Here is a 17,934-nt window from a genome sequence, read left to right as displayed (position 1 = left end):
TTTAGAAGTATGCAATATAAATACAATCAAGATAGTTTTACTTGCAAAAAACCTGAATTTTTCATGGCAGTGTGTGGCTATAAAAATCACTCTTATATGATAATAGGTGTTAAGGACTCTGAAACCCAAGAACAATTTGTAATTGGAATGTTTGGTCGTAGGGGTGGGCTTATGGGCACATATTTAACCAACGAACGAATGCCCCAAAGAAGTCAAAGCCTCATTGGCATACAAGCGTTTACTATATCAGAAACTCAATATAAAAATCTTATTCAATTCCTAGCAGACCTGAAAAAAAATCACAAATCCAATGCAGCAGTCTTTGCTGTTCCTTCAACGTGGTTAAATAAAGGTGATCCTTCAGAGCAAAATGAAGCAGTAAGATTTACCTGGTTAAACTATATGGCAAACTCAAAGACAAATAGAATTGAAGATCTAGATTTAGATGGGAGTGCTAGTTATGATCCAGAACAAGTCAGACAAGGGGTTTCATTAGATAATAACTGTAGAACTGCTGCAAAGCATATAACTCAAGTCACTATGAGTGCAGAGTCATTACCTAATGTCTCTTCATTTTTTTTAAGATCACTTCCATTTAAAGCTCACTTAAGTAATGGCAAGATAAGTGACAAATTATTTATATATCCTCCACCTCCGCCAATGCAGAAAAAATTTGAGAATATGGTGGAGTGGGAAATTTTGAACCGAATTTATAATAGATTAGATAAAATAGCAAAGACTTCAAGTAAGGACATGGAGGAGAGTTATAAAAAATTTGAATTGTTAAAGACTCTTTATCAACAACAATACGATAAATTAACAGGTGGCAAACATAATTTACAGGATTTAATGTATGATATTAAACAGTACATTGAGCAAGAAGCAAATGCTGCAATTATTGACACACCACGGAATAGCTTTTTCCACTTTAAAACATCTACTAGAAAAATGTTTGAGCAAATTCAAAAAGAAAATCCCTCATCAGAGTCAGATCCCGGTCCTAAAAAATAGTTTATACTGAATCCAGTGCACAAAAAAATGCTTATTTTTTGCTTTTTGACCTCTTTTTAACATGACTCATTAATCTTCTTTTTTTATTCACTTGCCGTTGTGATAATTTAACTTTTTTATTTGCGAAAGGATTTGTTCCGCCTTTAAATTCCAGTTTTAAAGGAGTTCCAACTAATCCCAGATGTTTAATAAATTCATTACTAAGATAACGTCTGTAACTATCGGGTAAATCAGCTAATTGATTCCCATGAATAACGATTACCGGAGGATTGTGGCCACCAAGATGGGCATATCTTAATTTTATCCTACGCCCATTCACACAAGGAGGGGTATGTTTCATGCTGATATCTTGAAGCAACCGAGTTAATCGAGGCGTTGAAAAAGATTGGACGGCGGAAGCATAAGCTTCATTTATATCTTTAAATAATCCGCCCACACCACTGCCATGTAACGCCGATATAAACCGAATTTTTGCAAAATTCGCAAAATGTAATCTTCTGGATAATTCGCTTTTTACATGCTCCTTATGCTCTTCATCCAAACCATCCCACTTATTCACTGCAATAACTAGGGCTTTACCGGATTCAATAATAAAGCCAAGCAAATTCATATCCTGATCGGTAATCCCCTCTCTAGCATCCAGAACCTGCAAGCATACATTGGATTCTTCAATAGCTTGGAGTGTCTTGATCACAGAAAATTTTTCAATTTTTTCATCAACTCGTGATTTTCTACGTACCCCCGCAGTATCAATTAAAATATAGTGCTGCTCATCCCTAACAAAAGGAATCGCAATACTGTCTCGGGTTGTTCCAGGCATATCATATACGACGACTCGTTCTTCACCCAAAATTCGATTAATTAAAGTTGATTTTCCGACATTAGGACGGCCAGCAAAGGCAATTTTAATGACATTATCTTCTTCAACTTTATCCGCTTGAGCTGTAAATGGTGACAAAACATCATCAAGCAATGTACTAATACCACTACCATGCGATGATGAAATAGAGTGTATATCAGCAATTCCTAAAGAGTGAAAATCAGCACAAGCAACGTCATCATCCAGCCCTTCGGTTTTATTAATCACAAGGTGGACTTTTTTGTTTAATTTACGCAAATTGCTGGCAATTTTTTCGTCAATTCCAGTCAGGCCAGCTCGTCCATCAACCAAAAAAAGCACAATATCTGCTTCATTGAGTGCTATCTCCGATTGTTTGGACATTAAATTATCAACAGCAATGTCATCAACACCTATACCACCAGTATCAACAACGATATAGTGTTTGTTATCATGTTGGGCTTGACCATACTGTCTGTCACGAGTTAAACCAGGAAAATCAGCAACAAGGGCATCTTGAGTCTTGGTAAGTCTATTAAATAAAGTAGACTTACCAACATTAGGACGTCCAACAAGTGCAATCACAGGGATCATTTATTAACTCACAGATAATTGATTAAGCATTCCATTGTCTGTTAACACAAATAACTTTCTTCCAACTACGCTTGGAGAAATACTGACGCCAGCAGAAACCTTCGAGCGAGCTATAATTTCACCCGTTTGCGCATCAATAAAATGTAGATAGCCGGTTTTGTCACCTACTACTAAATCATTTTTAATTAACGCGGGTTCAGTTAAGACTCTCGCTTTTAAACCAGTCTGTTTCCAATTAATTTGACCATTGTGTTTATCAATAGACCAAATGACATCATGACTGTCTGTTACATACAATGTATTACCACTTAAGATCATATTTTTATATACGGACCCTGGTTTTCTCCAAATAAATTGTCCGTCTGACAAAGACAATGCGCCGATGTAGCCTTGATAACTGGCAAGATAAACCACATTATTTTCCACAATAGGATCTGCATCAATATCAACCAATCGTTCCACATCGCTTGGACCTGATGCATAAGCAATACTGCGCTGCCACATAACACGACCAGTTTTTACATCCAATGCATCCAATTTTCCATCAGAAAAACCAATTAACACCAAATTTCCCATAGCAATGGGTGACGAGCTTGCCTTCAAGATTAAACTGGGTGAACCATGCTCTGTCATCCATATTTGTTTGCCATCTGCTGTATTAAAGGCATAAACCTTACCGTCAATCGTCTTCACGATAACTTTTCCACCTAAAATAGCCGGCGGTGATAAAATTTCACCGGTAACCTTTTTTTGCCATAATTTGTTACCATTGCTTTTATTTAATACAACCAATGACGAGTTATTGGTGCCTACAGCAATATATCCACTTGCTACAGCAGGGCCGCTAACTAAACCATGCTTCAATACCGTAGTCCATTTTACCTGACCATTATGCTTATTAATAGCACGAACTAACCCACTGGCATCAGCGGTATAAATAACGCCACCCTGAACCACTGGTTTCAATCTTAAATATTCTTTATTTTTAGATGACTTACCAGCAGCTACTGTCCAGTTTTGCTCAACTGTAATTTTATCCTTTATTAGCTTGAGTTCTTTAGGTTGTGGCGTATTGTCTTTACCCAACATATAATCATCAAGTTTTGAACATCCTTGAACTAACGCACAGAGAATTAAAATAAATAATTTCATTTTCATGAAAATTAAACCTCAATTTTTACAAAATATATCAATAAAAGATCAACTATTATGCACATAAATAACAACCTGGGTGAAAAAGACCACTAAAACTTATGAGCTACACTCAGGCTATAACAATTATGCGGACTTTACTTTTTTATCTCCAGAAATCATTGAGTGCGATTTACTTGCTATCTCATTAGTTTTCATTTCCAAAAATAAATTACCCATCCCATTATTTTTTACTTCATCTAAAGCCAGTTTATAGGAACTCATAGCTTCTTGATATTGACCTGTAGCTCCATAAATATCGCCTTTTAATTCATTAATAACAGGTAAATAAGTTTTATCATCAATACTGCTTAATTCCTTAAGAGCATTTGTATAAGACTTTTCTGCTGCAAAGATGCGCGCCATACGAATTTTAGCAATTTGTTTTAAAGCAGGCATTTTACTGTTTGTAGCAACCGCTTTCAGTTCATCTGTAGCTGTATCCAGTTTATTTTTTGACACATAAATTTTCGCAAGTGTCAGATGTGCCGCATCAGCATAAACGGTACTGCTATGTTGATGAATCAATTCATTTGCATAGGCTCTTACTCCTTTGATATTTTGATTTGAAAGAGCAACCATCATTTGCTCATAAGCAACAGAAGCTTGTTGAGTAATCTTTGCTTGATGCCAATGCAAATATCGATAACCGGCAATGCCAAAGAGTATAAGCGATAATACTACGGTGACAAGATTACCGTATTGCTTCCACCATTTTTTTATCGATTCCAGTTGTTCCTCTTCGGTCATATACACTGACATAATATTCTCCTGCACTCACTCTAAATAATCTTTCAAGACCTGATTAATCATATTTTGATCCACTGTAATTTGCTCGGCCTCATTACGTAAGTCTTTGATACTAATTTGTTTTTTAGCCAATTCATCTTCACCCAAAATTAAAGCCAAACGTGCCCCGCTTTTATCTGCTTTTTTGAATTGGCTTTTAAAGCTGCCCCCTGCAGTATTTACTGACACCTCTATCTTTGGATAAGCGTTACGTATCCATTCGGAAATTACAAGACCTCGTACCACCGCCTGCTCATTCGTAGCAATAAAATATAATGCGTTCTTTTTACTCTCTGGTTGCAAAAGACTCAAGGTTTCCATAAGCAAGTATATTCTTTCGATACCTAATGCAAAACCTACAGCAGGAGTTGGGTTACCCCCTAATTGTTCTACTAAGATATCGTAGCGTCCTCCAGCACATACTGTGGATTGACTTCCAAGTTTATCAGTAACCCACTCAAACACTGTATGCCCGTAATAATCCAGGCCTCTCACCAAAACAGGATTAATTACGTAGGGTACCTCTAATGCGTCCAAGCCATCACAGAAAGACTGAAAATGCGCACGACTTCTTTCACCAAGAACATCAATCAATTTGGGTGCATTAGCCAACAACTGTTGCATTTCTGGGTTTTTACTGTCCAAAATGCGCAATGGATTGCGAGTTAACCTGCGTTTGCTGTCCTCATCCAATTGACGTTCATGAGCGGTCAAGTATTCAACGAGAATTTTTTTATAATGATGACGTTCGGTTAATTCGCCTAAGGTATTCACTTGTAATTGAACAAAATCTGCAAATCCTAATTGCTCCCAAAACTTACGGCATAAGGAAATCAATTCCAACTCGACCAGTGCACCTGGCATACCAAATGCCTCGACGCCTAATTGATTGAACTGTCTATACCGTCCCTTTTGTGGCCTTTCGTGACGAAACATTGGTCCCATATACCACAGTTTTTGTTGCTGATTATGCAAAAGCCCATTTTGCAAGCAAGCACGAACACAGCCAGCTGTTCCTTCGGGTCTTAAGGTAATGCTATCCCCGTTTAAGTCATTAAAAGTATACATTTCTTTTTCGACTATATCAGTTACTTCACCTATAGTCCGCTTAAATAGTTGGGTGCTTTCAATAAGTGGGAAACGTATTTCCTGATAACCATAACTGGACAATGCATTCACAAAAATCTGTTCGATGGAACGCCAAAATACCGTTGTCTCAGGCAAAATATCATTCATTCCACGGATTGCTTGAATTCGTTCAGTCACCTATCTTCTCCATAGGAGACATTTCCGGTTTTGGGTTTAACAAGGATTGCATTTTTGATATGTCAGTGAGTTTAAGCTCTTTAGTTTCAATTGTTGGCGTTTGATTTAATGATAAATCAGCAGGAGCCGTCTTTGTCGGAAATATCTGTTGCGTATCTCTGTTTTTTTGCCACCAAACTCCTACAGCCACGATCACACCTAATGCAAACAAAATTGTAAACCAACGAATAATATGTTCCACTTTATATGATTCGCGTTTACTTTGCTGCCATAGGAGCGCTCGATCAGATTTTTTCTCGACAACAAACTGAGCATTAAATATTGCCAGATAAGGTTCAGGAGATGTGCCAAGTAATTTAGCATAAGCACGCAAATATCCTTTAACAAAAACAGGCTCAGGTAATAAATGAAATTCATTATTTTCAATTAATTCAATAATACGAGCCCTTAAATGCAATTTATTGGCAACATATTCAACTGTATATCCTTTTTGTTGGCGAATACTGGCAAGTTGCTCGCCTGGATTATTATTATACTCTGCTATATTCTCATCCAGTGTGGTTGTTGTATTCATTATTTACTCCACTATTATCGACATTGGAATTCAAATTATTCATGCTTTGTTCATATTCTGCAGCTAAAGTGTGTTGCCCAACTTTATCAGAAACCTCTTTGGCTAAAGATAATAAAACCCTGTCATTCAACACTAAATCAGAATGCTTTTGTACTAGCGCAAATGCCTCTGCATCATGTTTGGCTTTAATTTCAAGTTTTAGTAATTCATAAAAAGATACTTTCCGTGAAGGATCCTGATTTAAAGCTTTTGCAAAATAAAGCTTAGCCTTATCTTCATTGGGAGTTGATAAAGCACAAAGTCCTGCATTTTCATAAGCTCCTGCAGTATGCAAATACTGTAAATCATTAACTGCTTTTAAAAAGTAAGCTTCGGCTTTTTTATAATCACCTTGTCGACATAAAAAAGCACCGTAATTATTAAGCTGTGCGCCTCCATTTTTTGCTAGCGATATGGCTTTCAAATAATATTTCTCTGCCTGATCTAATTCTTTGGTTTGTTCAAAATAATAAGCCATTGCTGAATTAACATCAGGTGAGCCAGGTTCTTGCTCCAATGCAGTAAGAATCTTCTTTTTCGCTCTTGGCCTATCACCCTGCTTTAAATAACCTAATCCTAACTGAACATTATATGATGCAGCCTTGCTGAGATCAGGTTTTTTAAAATTTTGTTTTTCACTTTCTTCATCATGCACGCACGCCTGCAAAAAAAACAGGCAAGTCATAACAAGCAAGAGACAAAACTTTTTTAACACAGTATTTTCACGCTAAGGTTAGAAATGATTGCGCATTATAACCGCTTACAAATAAATTAAAAATAATTTGTCACAAATAATGATTTTATTATAATTCTTGAAGTTGTAAATTCGCTAAACTCAAGACATACCTCATTATTCTACTGCTTGCTGTTCTTGGTTTGTTTTAGGTATAAAATGCAATTTTTGCCATCTTTGAGAACGACTTGTTCTATCCTTAACCTCTCCAGCTAATTGCCCACATGCTGCATCAATATCATCACCCCGTGTTTTTCGAGTAATCGTATTAATGCCATGAGCGATTAGTCTATCTCTAAAGGCATCTATTGTTTCCTGAGGTGAGCGTTCATATTGTGTCATCGGAAAAGGGTTAAAAGGGATTAAATTGACTTTTGCTGGAACATTTCGCAACAACTTTATCAATTGATTGGCATGTTCTGGTTGATCATTGACGCCCTTAAGCATTACATATTCAAAAGTTACTTTTCTTCGAGGCTCATTCTTAAAATAGTTTTTGCATAAAGCCATCAATTGAGTCAACGGATACTTCTTATTTATAGGAACCAGTTCATTTCTTAGCTCATCATTCGGTGCATGCAGCGAGACAGCCAAAGCAACAGGGCTAATTTCTCTTAAACGTTCCAGATCAGGTAAAACCCCTGAAGTACTTAAAGTAACGCGACGTTTGGATAATCCATAAGCAAAATCATCCATCATAATATTCATTGCTGACACAACATTATCAAAATTAAGTAAAGGTTCGCCCATGCCCATCATTACCACATTTGTTATTTTTTTGTCATGAATTCCTTCTTGTTGTGATAACTCACGGACAGCCAACCAAACTTGGCCGATAATTTCGGCTGTAGATAAATTACGATTAAAACCTTGTTTTGCAGTAGAACAAAAGGAGCAATTCAAAGCACATCCCACTTGTGAAGAAACACATAAAGTTCCGCGGTTACTTTCGGGAATAAATACCGTCTCGATACAATTGCCGCACTCCAATTTCAAGAGCCATTTATGGGTGCCATCATTGGATTTTTGACAAGCAACAATTTCTGGTAATTTAATACATGATAGCTCTGTCAGTTTCTCTCTTAAGGCTTTGCTAAGATTTGTCATTTTTGTGAAATCAGTAAAACCGGCCTGATGTATCCATTGAATTATTTGCTGAGCTCGGTAAGGTTGTTCTCCCCAGCTATTTAGCAATTCACGCATTTGTTGATAATTGTAATCAAGAAGGTTTACTTTTTGTGCAGTCATTTTTGCTCCAAATTTAATGACATACATTAAATAAATAGTAATAGTATATGTAGTCTGGGTGCAGTACAGCGAAACCCGGGAATGCTAATCTTTCAGAAAACCCCGGGTTTCGCTGTACTGCACCCAGACTACATTTTAACTATGTTACTTTAACGTATTCCATTAAATATTCTTATCTTTCACAAATTTCATGTGGCTCAAAGAAAAAGGCAATTTCACGAGCTGCATTTTCAAGGCTGTCTGAACCATGTACTGCATTCGCATCAATACTATCAGCAAAATCAGCACGTATAGTTCCAGGTGCTGCTTCTTTGGGGTTTGTTGCGCCCATAATTTCTCTATTTTTCATTACTGCGTTTTCACCTTGTAATACCTGAACCATTACTGGGCCAGAGATCATGAACTCAACTAAATCTTTAAAGAAAGGACGTGCGCGATGAATGTCATAAAAATTTTCTGCTTGTTCACGAGAAAGTTGCATCATTTTTGCAGCGATTATATTGAGTCCCGCATTTTCAAAACGAGAATAGATTTGACCAATAACAGATTTAGCTACTGCATCAGGTTTAATAATTGACAACGTTGTTTCTTTTGCCATCATGCACTCCATGGGGGGTTAGTTAAAGTGCAATATTATACATGAAATACAAGCTATATGGCTAATATAAATTCATTTTTATATCAATTATAGTCTCGATAGTCAAAGTAAAAACCAAATACATATGCTTCATTTCTGATGTCTTTTTTATTTACTGTTCATAGCACCTCATATTGCCCCAATGTTCTTGTCAAAGTATAAAGGCTCTCTATTAATAGCATCTTGCTCGCTATCAATTTTGTATTCTGGTAATGATTTTAACAAATCGACAACGCGAAGAATCGTCTCATAAAATTGATTGCGATAGGAATTAGCTGACCTGCTTAATTCTTCAGTTTGTGCCACAAAATCACTGATCTGCTCATCAAAATCCATATCCATTTGTATAATTTCGGATAAAATATTTACACTTTTTTCCTTTAAATCTTCCGATAGGGAGACATTAAGGACCTCGTTCATTTTATCTATAAAAAGATATTTATTGTTTTGGACTTCTGCTACATTGCAGTAAATCAAGGCATGATTAATTGCTTCTCGGATTTTACTTTTTTTCTCTGAAGAATCAGGGCTCTTAAGTACTTTTTTTAATGAGGAGATCGTTTTATCCAACTCCGCATTGAATATCTGAGCTATTTTTATCAAAGCAGCCTGACTGTTAGCAATCAAATAATCATGCTCTCCTTGCACATTATTAAACTCATCCCCGAGTGCAACTAACTGCTGTCGTTCTTTTTCTATAACTTCACGTGTTGAAGCACCTTGCGCTTCTTCACCTTTAGAGTTTTCTCCGGACAATAAATAATCAATAAATAATTTTTGCACATAAACATGATAATCATTTGCTTGTTGCAAGATGATACCATTAAGTACATTTCTTAGTGGAACCCGCAGCATTCGATGATAAAAACTAAATGGACTTTTAATAGCTACCACTAATTCGGCTTGCGCCAGTTTGACATTGTACCTACCTAATATACGTTCAGCCGTTATTATTCCATAGGTTGAAAACCAATGGCTTAATTCACTATCAATTTCTTCCCCGTTCATTTTTCATCCAATTCAAGTTTTTCAAAGTATCGTGTTGCAATTCGCTAAATTGAGTCACAAGGCTTTGATTTCGTAGCATAGTATATGAGCATCGGAGCATAGAAAATCAAGGCTTCGCGGCCAAAATAGTAGAATTGTAAAAAGGTCCTATGATATAAGACAATTTATTTGATAAGTATAGTGTATTTAGCAGATGTTAAAACGATTAGATATTGATTTACAATTATTAAATAACTTTCTCCAAGTCAAAACGCCACAAGTATGGTTGGATTTTGCTGCAAATCATATTCCATTATTATTAATTGACCATGCTCATTGTGAGCGTAAAGCAGCAGCAACAGCAATTAATTTTATCAGCAAATATCCAGAAAAAAAGGAATTGGTTGAAGTGATGTCACCTTTAGCTCGCGAAGAGTTACTTCATTTTGAAAAGGTCATTAATCTAATGGCCCAAAAAGGGATTCAATTTTGTCCCTTGCAACCATCAGGATACGCTACGCACATGCATAAACAAGTTACAAGCAGGAATGTCCTCCAACGCTTATGTGATCAACTGATCATCGGTGCCATTATCGAGGCCCGTTCTTGCGAGCGCTTTCATGCAATTATCCCCTACCTTGAGGATCAGGACTTAACAAAATTTTACACTACTTTAATTCGATCGGAAGCACGTCATTTTGAAGACTATCTGCGCTTGGCAAAGTTATATGGCGGGAATATAGAACAACGTCTAAACTTGTTTTTATCTTTGGAAAATGATTTTATTTTAGCGACGGATACGGTATTTCGCTTTCACAGCGGAATACCGCAATCTAACAAAATTAACCATGAGACAGCCCTGGTTGCAGATCCTCTTGTTCCTCAAATTTAAAGGAGGATGTTTCCGCTAAAAACTTGCCAAACCCTTTATTGGGATCAGAGTGTAATGCCTCAAACGCATCCTTATCTAATGGGGTACCATCTGGATGATGCTTATAAATTTTTGTTTGAGAGTCCATTACATAATCGTTTTCTTGTAACCATAAATCAACCAATTTCTTAAATGCTTTATTTGCATCATTTGCTTTATCGAAAGGGATACCATCAACACGAGTTAAATCAGCGATTTCAACTTTCCCATCCTTAAAGGTAACTTTATGCTTAAGAGCATTTACGTTTATATCACTGTTGCCTTTAATTTTATGAAGTATCGCTGATTTAACTCCTTCATATATAAACTCTTTAGGGTGAGTTATTGTTCTAACAATAGGCATTTCATGAGTGGCTTTCTTTATAAGATCTAATGCCTCACCTGAAACTTGATTTGACGATACGTTTATTGCCTTATTAAGTTTGGAAAATAAATTCAATAAGGACATCATATTAGAGCGCCAGTCATTGATGGAGGTTTGTTCTGAATTAATTACCTCGTCAGCTAACTCCTTTATTTCATCCCAATAAGTTGTTTCTTTACCTGTTCTCTTGTTTATGGTTTTATGGCTATTCCTTAACTCATCCATAACCTTAGCCCACTGTCTCTGATGTTTAAACCGTGCCTCTTCAAGAGATGCTAATCGTTTCTTCTCACTTTCTTCTTTATTGATCCGGGCTATGTCCTTTTCAAACTCTTTATTCGCCTCTTCTTTTTTTCTTTCAAGTTCATCTTTATTTTGAGTCATAGCCTGCCTCTCTAAAAATTACAAATGAGCAAAATAGAGCCCTTTTGTATTATGATAACACAATACCAAGGGTTTGTCATCCCAATCACTCAGGACGTAACGCTTTAAATTTTGTGCGTTATTTTGATAAGAAGTAATACCCGGTTTATGAGTATGACCATGTATTAATTGAGTCACTTGGTAGTATGACATATGCTTAATGATTTCCTCAGTAACCACATCCATTTCTTCCATAGATTTGTTGGTATTCATCTGACTATGAGAACGAATTTGGTTTACTAGCCGCTCGCGATATTTTAGCGGTAAACTTAAAAAAAGAGTAGTAAATATTCTATTTCGAGTTAACAATCTAAAGCGCTGATGGGCTAAATCTTTAGTACAATAGCGATCGCCGTGAACTAACAATATTTTTTCCTGCCCTAATTGGATTACAGTCGGTTCAGATAAAACCGTCCATCCCGCCAGATGTGCAAAAGTTTTCCCCAATAAGAAATCACGATTACCATGCATGTAAAATAAGTTAATTCCTTGTTTTTTTAAAGAAGATAACTGATAAGCAATCTCCCTGCTCCAATCATCGATTGCATCATCACCTGCCCACGCATGAAAAAAATCACCCAGAATATAAATATTTTTAACAGAAACCCGTGCCCATTCAAGAAAATGATTAAAACGTTTTTGAATATCCCGATCCTCTGGATGCAGATGAAGGTCCGAAATAAAAACAACCTCTATCATAAGGGCTCTATTTGTATGTGCTCATCGATTAAATAAATTTGGCAAGGACCATTATAAGGCTCGATCACATCACTTAAACGATAAAATCCGGCAATTGATACTAACTCTGCCTCCAGGGATTGACAAAAAATTCTTGCCTCTTTATCTCCAGAAATTCCTGCCAAGGCTCTCCCTCTTAAAGCGCCATACACATGGATACAACCGTCCGCCAGTAATTCAGCACCATGGCTTACCGAAGAAGTCACTACGAGATCACCACCTTTTGCTACTACTTGTTGTCCCGAACGTACAGGTGTAGTAATTAACTTTGTTATTGATTTTGCTGAGTCATGATGATTGTTTTCAATAGGCCGCTCAATAATAGGTTTATCTTGTGTTGAAGACGCATGCAATACAGCCAAACCATGACATTGAGCCAGAGTATTATGTAATACACTTCCTCCTTGAATGGCAACAGGAATCATACCATGCGCACGTGCACTCTGGAGTAAAGGCTGCAAATCAAATTCTAACTGTTGTACAGAAGACAGGTCAAAAACAACAGGAGTATGCTCAAATAATTTAGGAGCTTTGGCAATAGTATCATCAAGTTGTTGCGAAAAAACATCAGAGTTCGTATTTAATACATGTAATACAGTAAATGTATAAAGACGGCCTTTTAGTTTAAATGCTTGAGTTTGTGTTGTATTTTCACCCATGAGTATGATATCCATAACCGATATTTTTGTTTATACTAACATGTGAAAACCAATAACAGAAGGATATTAAGGTGGATAAACGGTGGTTTGAACAATATCAGAAAGGAGTCCCGCATGAAATTGACGCAAGTCAGTATTCTTCCCTCGTCGATTTGTTTAAAGAATCCTGCTCGCGTTATGCTAAAAAAACCGCGTATACCAATTTAGGGAGTAGTATTACTTTTGGTGAACTGGATGAGTCAAGTCGCAATTTTGCTGCTTATCTTCAACAGCTCAAACTGGATAAAGGAGCTCGGATAGCAATTATGCTTCCCAATGTTCTTCAATACCCAGTAGCCTTATTCGGCATCTTACGTGCAGGTTATATTGTTGTTAATACGAATCCACTTTACACCACAGACGAGCTTATTCATCAAATGAATGACTCGGGTGCTGAAGCAATTATTGTACTTGCTAATTTTGCAAAAACTGTAGAAAAGGCTTTAAGCTCCATTCCTACATTAAAACATGTTATTGTGACTGAAATAGCAGATCTATTTCCCACTCCGAAACGAATCATTATCAATTCGATAATTAAATACATTAAAAAAATGGTACCTGCTTATAATATCCCCCATGCAGTAGCTTTTAATTATACTCTGCTTGAAGGAAAAGAATCGACGCTACATCATGTTGCATTGGGGCATGACGATATTGCATTCTTACAATATACCGGCGGTACAACAGGCGTAGCAAAGGGTGCTATTTTAACTCATCGCAATATGCTCTCCAACGTCCTGCAAGCTGAAGCATGGATTAAACCTATAGTAGGGTTAAACGGCGATGAAACGATTATTACAGCAATACCTCTTTATCATATTTTCTCTCTTACTGCGAATTGTTTGACTTTTTTAAAACAAGGAGCAAAAAATGTGCTAATCACAAACCCCCGTGATATGAAGCACTTTGTTAAAGAAATCAAAAAAGTACGTTTTTCAGCGATTACGGGTGTTAATACCCTGTTCAATGGATTACTAAACCAGCCTAAATTTAAAGAAGTTGATTTCAGCAACCTAAAAATTTCACTTGCGGGTGGTATGGCATTGCAAAAAAGTGTAGCGCTTAAATGGCGTGAAGTCACCAAAACGCCTGTATTAGAAGCTTATGGATTAACTGAAACCAGTCCTGCTGCCATCATGAATCCTATGAATTTGACGGAATATAATGGAAGCATAGGAGTGCCAATTCCCTCTACAGATGTCATCATTCTTGATGATGATGAACACGAAGTACCTATAGGAACAAGCGGGGAAATTTGCATTAAAGGACCACAAGTAACCCCGGGATATTGGAAACGACCTGATGAAACCGCATTAGTGTTCACTAAGAATGGCTATTTAAAAACTGGGGACATTGGTAAAATGGATGAAGAAGGTTTTATTTACCTCGTCGATCGAAAAAAAGACATGTTACTTGTCTCCGGATTTAATGTTTATCCAAATGAAGTCGAACAAGTGATTGCAATGCATCCTGGTGTTTTGGAAGTGGGGGTTGTTGGCGTTTTTGATAAGGAATCTGGTGAACGTGTTAAAGCATGTATTGTAAAAAAAGATCCCACTTTAACCGAAGAGCAAGTGATTGCTTATTGTCGAGAACATCTAACAGCTTATAAAGTTCCCAGGGTAGTTGAATTTTATGATGAACTTCCCAAAACAAATGTGGGAAAAATTCTTCGTCGAGCACTTAAAGATTCCCATTCCACGTCTCCAAGCCTCCCAGAGAAAAAACCAGCTGTTGCTATATAAATTCAAATAATGTACTTACTACGTCCCGCGGCTTGTCCGCGGGGCCCAGTGTTTTAACATAGATCTTCTGGATCCCGCGGACAAGCCCTGAGAGAACCACGCGAAATTTGCATGTCACTTTATATTTTTAAATAAACTATACTCAGCTTTCTACGTACCGCGCTTTAAAGTCAAGGATTATTGCTACATAGCTGGGCAATAATCCTTTGCTTGTGTAAGCACCGCATTCATCGTCACTAACATCTTTCGCATAACAGCAACAATACTTACTTTCTTTGCTTTACCAGTGCTTATTAGGCGCTTGTAAAATTCCCTCATTTTTTTGTCATATCGAATGGCTGATAAAGCGCCCATATAAAGTATTTTTCTAAGACTGTTTCTTCCATTTTGAGTGATTGCACGTCCCCTCTGTTTCCCACTATCTTTTGTTATAGGAGCAACTTCGACTAAGGCTGCAATCTCTTTTTTATTAGCATAACCAAGCTCTGGCAGTTCTGCAATTAGTGTTAAAGCGAATGTTGGGCCAACGCCTATCATTGCCTGAAGGCGGGTATACCTTTCTGCGAGCTCTTGTTCCGATTTAATTAATTTTATCATTTGTGTCTCGATGCTGGTCATTTGTTTTGCCAAAAGTTTGAGCATCTCTTTGTGTGTTTGTTTGACTTCAGGTATTTTGGCGTTACCCAATCGACACGCTTCTTGATGATGAAACTCTTTCAGCTGACTTAACCTGCTATTAAGCGCAGTAAGCTTCATTAACAGCTTATTGCGTACTGTCATACCCATTTCATCAAAACATTCTGCTGCTAATAGTTCATAACCACTAGTACTTTCCAGGACAACCAGGGGTCTCATTAGGTTGCTCAAAATTCTTTTTAATAAAACCAATAATAGACTTTCTATCTTGAGGCAATTGGACGATTATTTTATCTGTTGCAACATCTACACCACAAAAAGTACTGAAAATTTTACTCATTCTTGTTATCCTTTATAAAGATTCAGACACTTGATTGGGTACACGGTCTTTATGACCTTCCTACCGTTCGCGTTTAAAATCGTGATTAGGTGAGGTTTTTAGGTACCTACGGTCTTTTATGACCAATCCAGAAACAAAATCCTCACCCTTTTATCCAATGCTTTTCTAAGGACACTCTTTCTAGTCCGAATTATTTTACCAATTGTTTCATTATGCGAGCAGTCGCACCCCATACCCAATCTTTATTTGCAGTAAACTCACAAGTCATATAACGACGACCATTTCGTTCAATTATAAAATCTTTATAATTTTGGGCATCTTGAACTAATACCATCGGGATCGATATTAGACGAGTAACCTCTTGATCATTTAACTGGTAAGGATGAATAGTCTCTATACTTGCAAACCAAGGATGAATAATCTTCCCTAAAAGAGTTTTTTGAGTAGTTAATTCTTTTATCAAAGTGATGCGGTTAGGGGTGATACCTAACTCTTCATGCAACTCTCTAAGTGCAGTAGCATAATAGTTCTCATCTCCCTCTTCCCAGGCACCACCTGGGAAACAAATTTCTCCGGGATGCGCACGCAGTTTATCACTACGTTGTGTCAGAATTAATGAATCAGATAACTGCTCATATAAGACGACCACAGCCGAATGGGCAAGTTTTTTCCCTTTAATTTCATTTAAGTCCATTAATAACCGCTGCTATTTTGATAAAACATTCACGATATTCATCTTCCCAGTTTGAGTCAATAACTAATCCACCACCAGCAGCTAAATGTAAAATATTTTCTGTGGCTGTAACCGTACGAATAGCAATATTTGTATCAAAACGCCCATGCCGGGAAAAATAACCTATAGAGCCACAATAAATACCTCGTGCATAAGATTCTTGTTCATGAATAATTCGCATAGACTCAATTTTTGGTGCTCCAGTAATAGAACCACCAGGAAAACAAGACAAAAATGCATCAAATGGTAGAATTATAGCGAGACATTGAGCTTCAATTGTACTTACTAAATGATGAACTGAAGTATAGCTTTGCACTTCGCATAAATCAGTTACGTGTACCGAACCTGGTTGAGCAATTTTACCCAAATCATTTCTCAATAAATCAACTATCATGACATTCTCAGCTCGATTTTTTTCGCATGATGTTAATTTATTTTTTAATTGCTCATCTTCCATAGGATTAGTGGAGCGTCCTATTGTTCCTTTAATAGGAGATGTGATTAATTTACCCTCTTCATGAAATAGAAAACGCTCGGGGGAGAAGCTTAAAATATCAGCATGGGCTGTTCGTAGAAAAGCAGCAAAAGGAACAGGGTTTTTTAAACAAATTTTTTTATAAAAAGCCCAACTGTCTCCTTCGTAAGCAACGTGAAATGGCTGAGTCAGATTGACCTGATAACTTCTTCCTTCTTTTAAAAATTGATAAATTGAGGAAAATGCTTTGATGTAATTTTGTTTGCTCACTAAAGGAGTAAAATCACCTTTAATGACTGCATTATTTTGTTGCTCGGCAGAGTTATTCCATAACTCCAATACTTCATCAACTATTTTAGAAGTTGACTGATGTGTATTTGCAGCAAATACGGTTACCGTTTTATTATAATGATCCACAATAATTGCCCAATCATACAAACCAAGATCGAGCAAAGGCATATTTTCTAATGTGGGTTGTATGCGGGAATCTATCCCCAATAATTTTGCCCCAAGATCATAAGAGATATAACCCAGAGCACCGCCTTGAAAAGGAAGATCCGCCACAGACGGGATTGGCGATAAGATCTGACTTATTTTTTTTAATAAGCTCGGCAAATCGTCAGTATTTTGATCGATTTGAATAAAATCATAAGGATAGGCACTGATAATATCATAACGTCCATGAGTGCGATCAGTACTTTCTAAAAGAACAAAACCAGGTAAATGATGTAATTTTTGGTAATATTCATGTAATGAATCATGATAGTCTAATGAATATAATACAAATTGACTCAAAATATTCCTCTTAGGTAATTATTATAAAACTTATATTTGTATCCTAGGTGCCGCGGAGCGTAGGCATAGGTGTGATCAAGAGACAGACGCTGCACCCAGGCTACAAATACTTCATTTTGAAATACGAATTCAACACTAATTCTCTGGTT

The 17,934-nt window shown here is 36.8% G+C and carries 19 protein-coding genes; 3 read left to right on the top strand and 16 right to left on the bottom strand.

Features of this window, described 5'->3' with window-relative positions; all coding sequences use genetic code 11:
• Nucleotides 1-9: 9 nt before the first annotated feature.
• A complete protein-coding gene (locus tag DY223_RS07995) occupies nt 10-1,011 on the top strand; it encodes a hypothetical protein (RefSeq protein ID WP_058457784.1) in 1,002 nt (333 codons plus the stop codon).
• A gap of 31 nt (nt 1,012-1,042) precedes the next feature.
• Here DY223_RS07995 and der read toward each other — a convergent pair whose 3' ends face one another.
• The 9 genes from der to DY223_RS07950 form a co-directional block, all read right to left on the bottom strand.
• Complete coding sequence (gene der, locus DY223_RS07990) at nt 1,043-2,443, bottom strand: ribosome biogenesis GTPase Der (RefSeq protein ID WP_058457783.1); 1,401 nt, start codon at nt 2,441-2,443, stop codon at nt 1,043-1,045.
• Nucleotides 2,444-2,446: 3 nt separating this feature from the next.
• Entirely contained in the window at nt 2,447-3,601 is a 1,155-nt protein-coding gene (gene bamB / locus DY223_RS07985; protein WP_058457782.1) for an outer membrane protein assembly factor BamB, read from the bottom strand.
• Between the two features lie 120 nt (nt 3,602-3,721).
• Nucleotides 3,722-4,396: a YfgM family protein gene (locus tag DY223_RS07980; RefSeq protein ID WP_058457781.1), complete on the bottom strand. Its 675-nt coding sequence runs from the start codon at nt 4,394-4,396 to the stop codon at nt 3,722-3,724.
• Nucleotides 4,397-4,411: 15 nt separating this feature from the next.
• On the bottom strand, nt 4,412-5,689 hold the full coding sequence (gene hisS / locus DY223_RS07975) for a histidine--tRNA ligase (RefSeq protein ID WP_058457780.1): 1,278 nt from the start codon (nt 5,687-5,689) through the stop codon (nt 4,412-4,414).
• Nucleotides 5,682-6,263 (bottom strand): helix-turn-helix domain-containing protein, encoded by a 582-nt coding sequence (locus tag DY223_RS07970; protein ID WP_058457779.1) that lies wholly within the window; start codon nt 6,261-6,263, stop codon nt 5,682-5,684. The genes hisS and DY223_RS07970 overlap by 8 nt, the downstream gene beginning before the upstream one ends.
• Nucleotides 6,238-7,017, bottom strand: coding sequence for a type IV pilus biogenesis/stability protein PilW (gene pilW / locus DY223_RS07965; protein WP_058457778.1), 780 nt, complete (start codon nt 7,015-7,017; stop codon nt 6,238-6,240). Before pilW ends, DY223_RS07970 begins: the two co-directional genes overlap by 26 nt.
• Before the next feature lie 135 nt (nt 7,018-7,152).
• On the bottom strand, nt 7,153-8,283 hold the full coding sequence (gene rlmN, locus DY223_RS07960; protein ID WP_058457777.1) for a dual-specificity RNA methyltransferase RlmN: 1,131 nt from the start codon (nt 8,281-8,283) through the stop codon (nt 7,153-7,155).
• A gap of 172 nt (nt 8,284-8,455) precedes the next feature.
• Nucleotides 8,456-8,881, bottom strand: a complete 426-nt coding sequence (ndk, locus tag DY223_RS07955; protein WP_058457776.1) for a nucleoside-diphosphate kinase — start codon at nt 8,879-8,881, stop codon at nt 8,456-8,458.
• 168 nt (nt 8,882-9,049) lie between these two features.
• On the bottom strand, nt 9,050-9,928 hold the full coding sequence (locus tag DY223_RS07950) for a hypothetical protein (RefSeq protein WP_058457775.1): 879 nt from the start codon (nt 9,926-9,928) through the stop codon (nt 9,050-9,052).
• Nucleotides 9,929-10,121: 193 nt separating this feature from the next.
• On the opposite strand from DY223_RS07950, the gene DY223_RS07945 reads away from it, so the two are divergent.
• A complete protein-coding gene (locus DY223_RS07945; protein ID WP_058457774.1) occupies nt 10,122-10,799 on the top strand; it encodes a MiaE family protein in 678 nt (225 codons plus the stop codon).
• On the opposite strand, the gene DY223_RS07940 is transcribed toward DY223_RS07945, so the two are convergent.
• The 3 genes from DY223_RS07940 to minC are packed head-to-tail and all read right to left on the bottom strand — an operon-like array spanning nt 10,750 to nt 13,022.
• Nucleotides 10,750-11,586 carry a hypothetical protein gene (locus DY223_RS07940; RefSeq protein ID WP_058457773.1) on the bottom strand — a complete coding sequence of 279 codons (837 nt, stop codon included), beginning with the start codon at nt 11,584-11,586 and terminating at the stop codon, nt 10,750-10,752. The two genes, DY223_RS07945 and DY223_RS07940, sit on opposite strands and share 50 nt — an antisense overlap.
• A gap of 18 nt (nt 11,587-11,604) precedes the next feature.
• Nucleotides 11,605-12,324 (bottom strand): UDP-2,3-diacylglucosamine diphosphatase, encoded by a 720-nt coding sequence (locus DY223_RS07935; protein ID WP_058457772.1) that lies wholly within the window; start codon nt 12,322-12,324, stop codon nt 11,605-11,607.
• Nucleotides 12,321-13,022, bottom strand: a complete 702-nt coding sequence (minC, locus tag DY223_RS07930) for a septum site-determining protein MinC (protein WP_058457771.1) — start codon at nt 13,020-13,022, stop codon at nt 12,321-12,323. Before minC ends, DY223_RS07935 begins: the two co-directional genes overlap by 4 nt.
• Nucleotides 13,023-13,093: 71 nt before the next feature.
• Here minC and DY223_RS07925 point away from each other — a divergent pair, with 71 nt between their 5' ends.
• Nucleotides 13,094-14,806, top strand: coding sequence for an AMP-binding protein (locus tag DY223_RS07925; RefSeq protein ID WP_058457770.1), 1,713 nt, complete (start codon nt 13,094-13,096; stop codon nt 14,804-14,806).
• A gap of 183 nt (nt 14,807-14,989) precedes the next feature.
• Here DY223_RS07925 and DY223_RS07920 read toward each other — a convergent pair whose 3' ends face one another.
• From DY223_RS07920 to pabB, 4 genes are all read right to left on the bottom strand, one after another.
• Nucleotides 14,990-15,661, bottom strand: coding sequence for an IS110 family transposase (locus DY223_RS07920; RefSeq protein ID WP_058457769.1), 672 nt, complete (start codon nt 15,659-15,661; stop codon nt 14,990-14,992).
• Nucleotides 15,630-15,782 carry a hypothetical protein gene (locus DY223_RS19110; RefSeq protein ID WP_154669267.1) on the bottom strand — a complete coding sequence of 51 codons (153 nt, stop codon included), beginning with the start codon at nt 15,780-15,782 and terminating at the stop codon, nt 15,630-15,632. Before DY223_RS19110 ends, DY223_RS07920 begins: the two co-directional genes overlap by 32 nt.
• A 190-nt stretch (nt 15,783-15,972) precedes the next feature.
• The gene (locus tag DY223_RS07915; RefSeq protein WP_058457768.1) at nt 15,973-16,476 is read right to left on the bottom strand and encodes an NUDIX hydrolase; all 504 of its coding nucleotides are present in this window, start codon (nt 16,474-16,476) and stop codon (nt 15,973-15,975) included.
• Complete coding sequence (gene pabB, locus DY223_RS07910; protein WP_058457767.1) at nt 16,463-17,785, bottom strand: aminodeoxychorismate synthase component I; 1,323 nt, start codon at nt 17,783-17,785, stop codon at nt 16,463-16,465. The genes DY223_RS07915 and pabB overlap by 14 nt, the downstream gene beginning before the upstream one ends.
• Between the last annotated feature and the right edge of the window lie 149 nt (nt 17,786-17,934).

The sequence above is a fragment of the Legionella bozemanae genome (assembly GCF_900450575.1).
Taxonomy (GTDB): domain Bacteria; phylum Pseudomonadota; class Gammaproteobacteria; order Legionellales; family Legionellaceae; genus Legionella; species Legionella bozemanae.
The sequence above is the reverse complement of the archived record's forward strand: the minus strand, read 5'-3'. Positions and strand labels throughout refer to the sequence as shown.

Excerpts from the sequence above, each read along its gene's own strand:
- DY223_RS07995 (WP_058457784.1), top strand. The coding sequence starts at position 10 with ATGCAATATAAATACAATCAAGATAGTTTTACTTGCAAAAAACCTGAA.
- der (WP_058457783.1), bottom strand. The coding sequence starts at position 2,443 with ATGATCCCTGTGATTGCACTTGTTGGACGTCCTAATGTTGGTAAGTCT.
- DY223_RS19110 (WP_154669267.1), bottom strand. The coding sequence starts at position 15,782 with ATGAGTAAAATTTTCAGTACTTTTTGTGGTGTAGATGTTGCAACAGAT.
- DY223_RS07980 (WP_058457781.1), bottom strand. The coding sequence starts at position 4,396 with ATGTCAGTGTATATGACCGAAGAGGAACAACTGGAATCGATAAAAAAA.
- DY223_RS07915 (WP_058457768.1), bottom strand. The coding sequence starts at position 16,476 with ATGGACTTAAATGAAATTAAAGGGAAAAAACTTGCCCATTCGGCTGTG.
- DY223_RS07970 (WP_058457779.1), bottom strand. The coding sequence starts at position 6,263 with ATGAATACAACAACCACACTGGATGAGAATATAGCAGAGTATAATAAT.
- ndk (WP_058457776.1), bottom strand. The coding sequence starts at position 8,881 with ATGGCAAAAGAAACAACGTTGTCAATTATTAAACCTGATGCAGTAGCT.
- bamB (WP_058457782.1), bottom strand. The coding sequence starts at position 3,601 with ATGAAAATGAAATTATTTATTTTAATTCTCTGTGCGTTAGTTCAAGGA.
- DY223_RS07950 (WP_058457775.1), bottom strand. The coding sequence starts at position 9,928 with ATGAACGGGGAAGAAATTGATAGTGAATTAAGCCATTGGTTTTCAACC.
- rlmN (WP_058457777.1), bottom strand. The coding sequence starts at position 8,283 with ATGACTGCACAAAAAGTAAACCTTCTTGATTACAATTATCAACAAATG.
- DY223_RS07945 (WP_058457774.1), top strand. The coding sequence starts at position 10,122 with ATGTTAAAACGATTAGATATTGATTTACAATTATTAAATAACTTTCTC.
- DY223_RS07935 (WP_058457772.1), bottom strand. The coding sequence starts at position 12,324 with ATGATAGAGGTTGTTTTTATTTCGGACCTTCATCTGCATCCAGAGGAT.
- DY223_RS07940 (WP_058457773.1), bottom strand. The coding sequence starts at position 11,586 with ATGACTCAAAATAAAGATGAACTTGAAAGAAAAAAAGAAGAGGCGAAT.
- DY223_RS07920 (WP_058457769.1), bottom strand. The coding sequence starts at position 15,661 with ATGAGACCCCTGGTTGTCCTGGAAAGTACTAGTGGTTATGAACTATTA.
- minC (WP_058457771.1), bottom strand. The coding sequence starts at position 13,022 with ATGGGTGAAAATACAACACAAACTCAAGCATTTAAACTAAAAGGCCGT.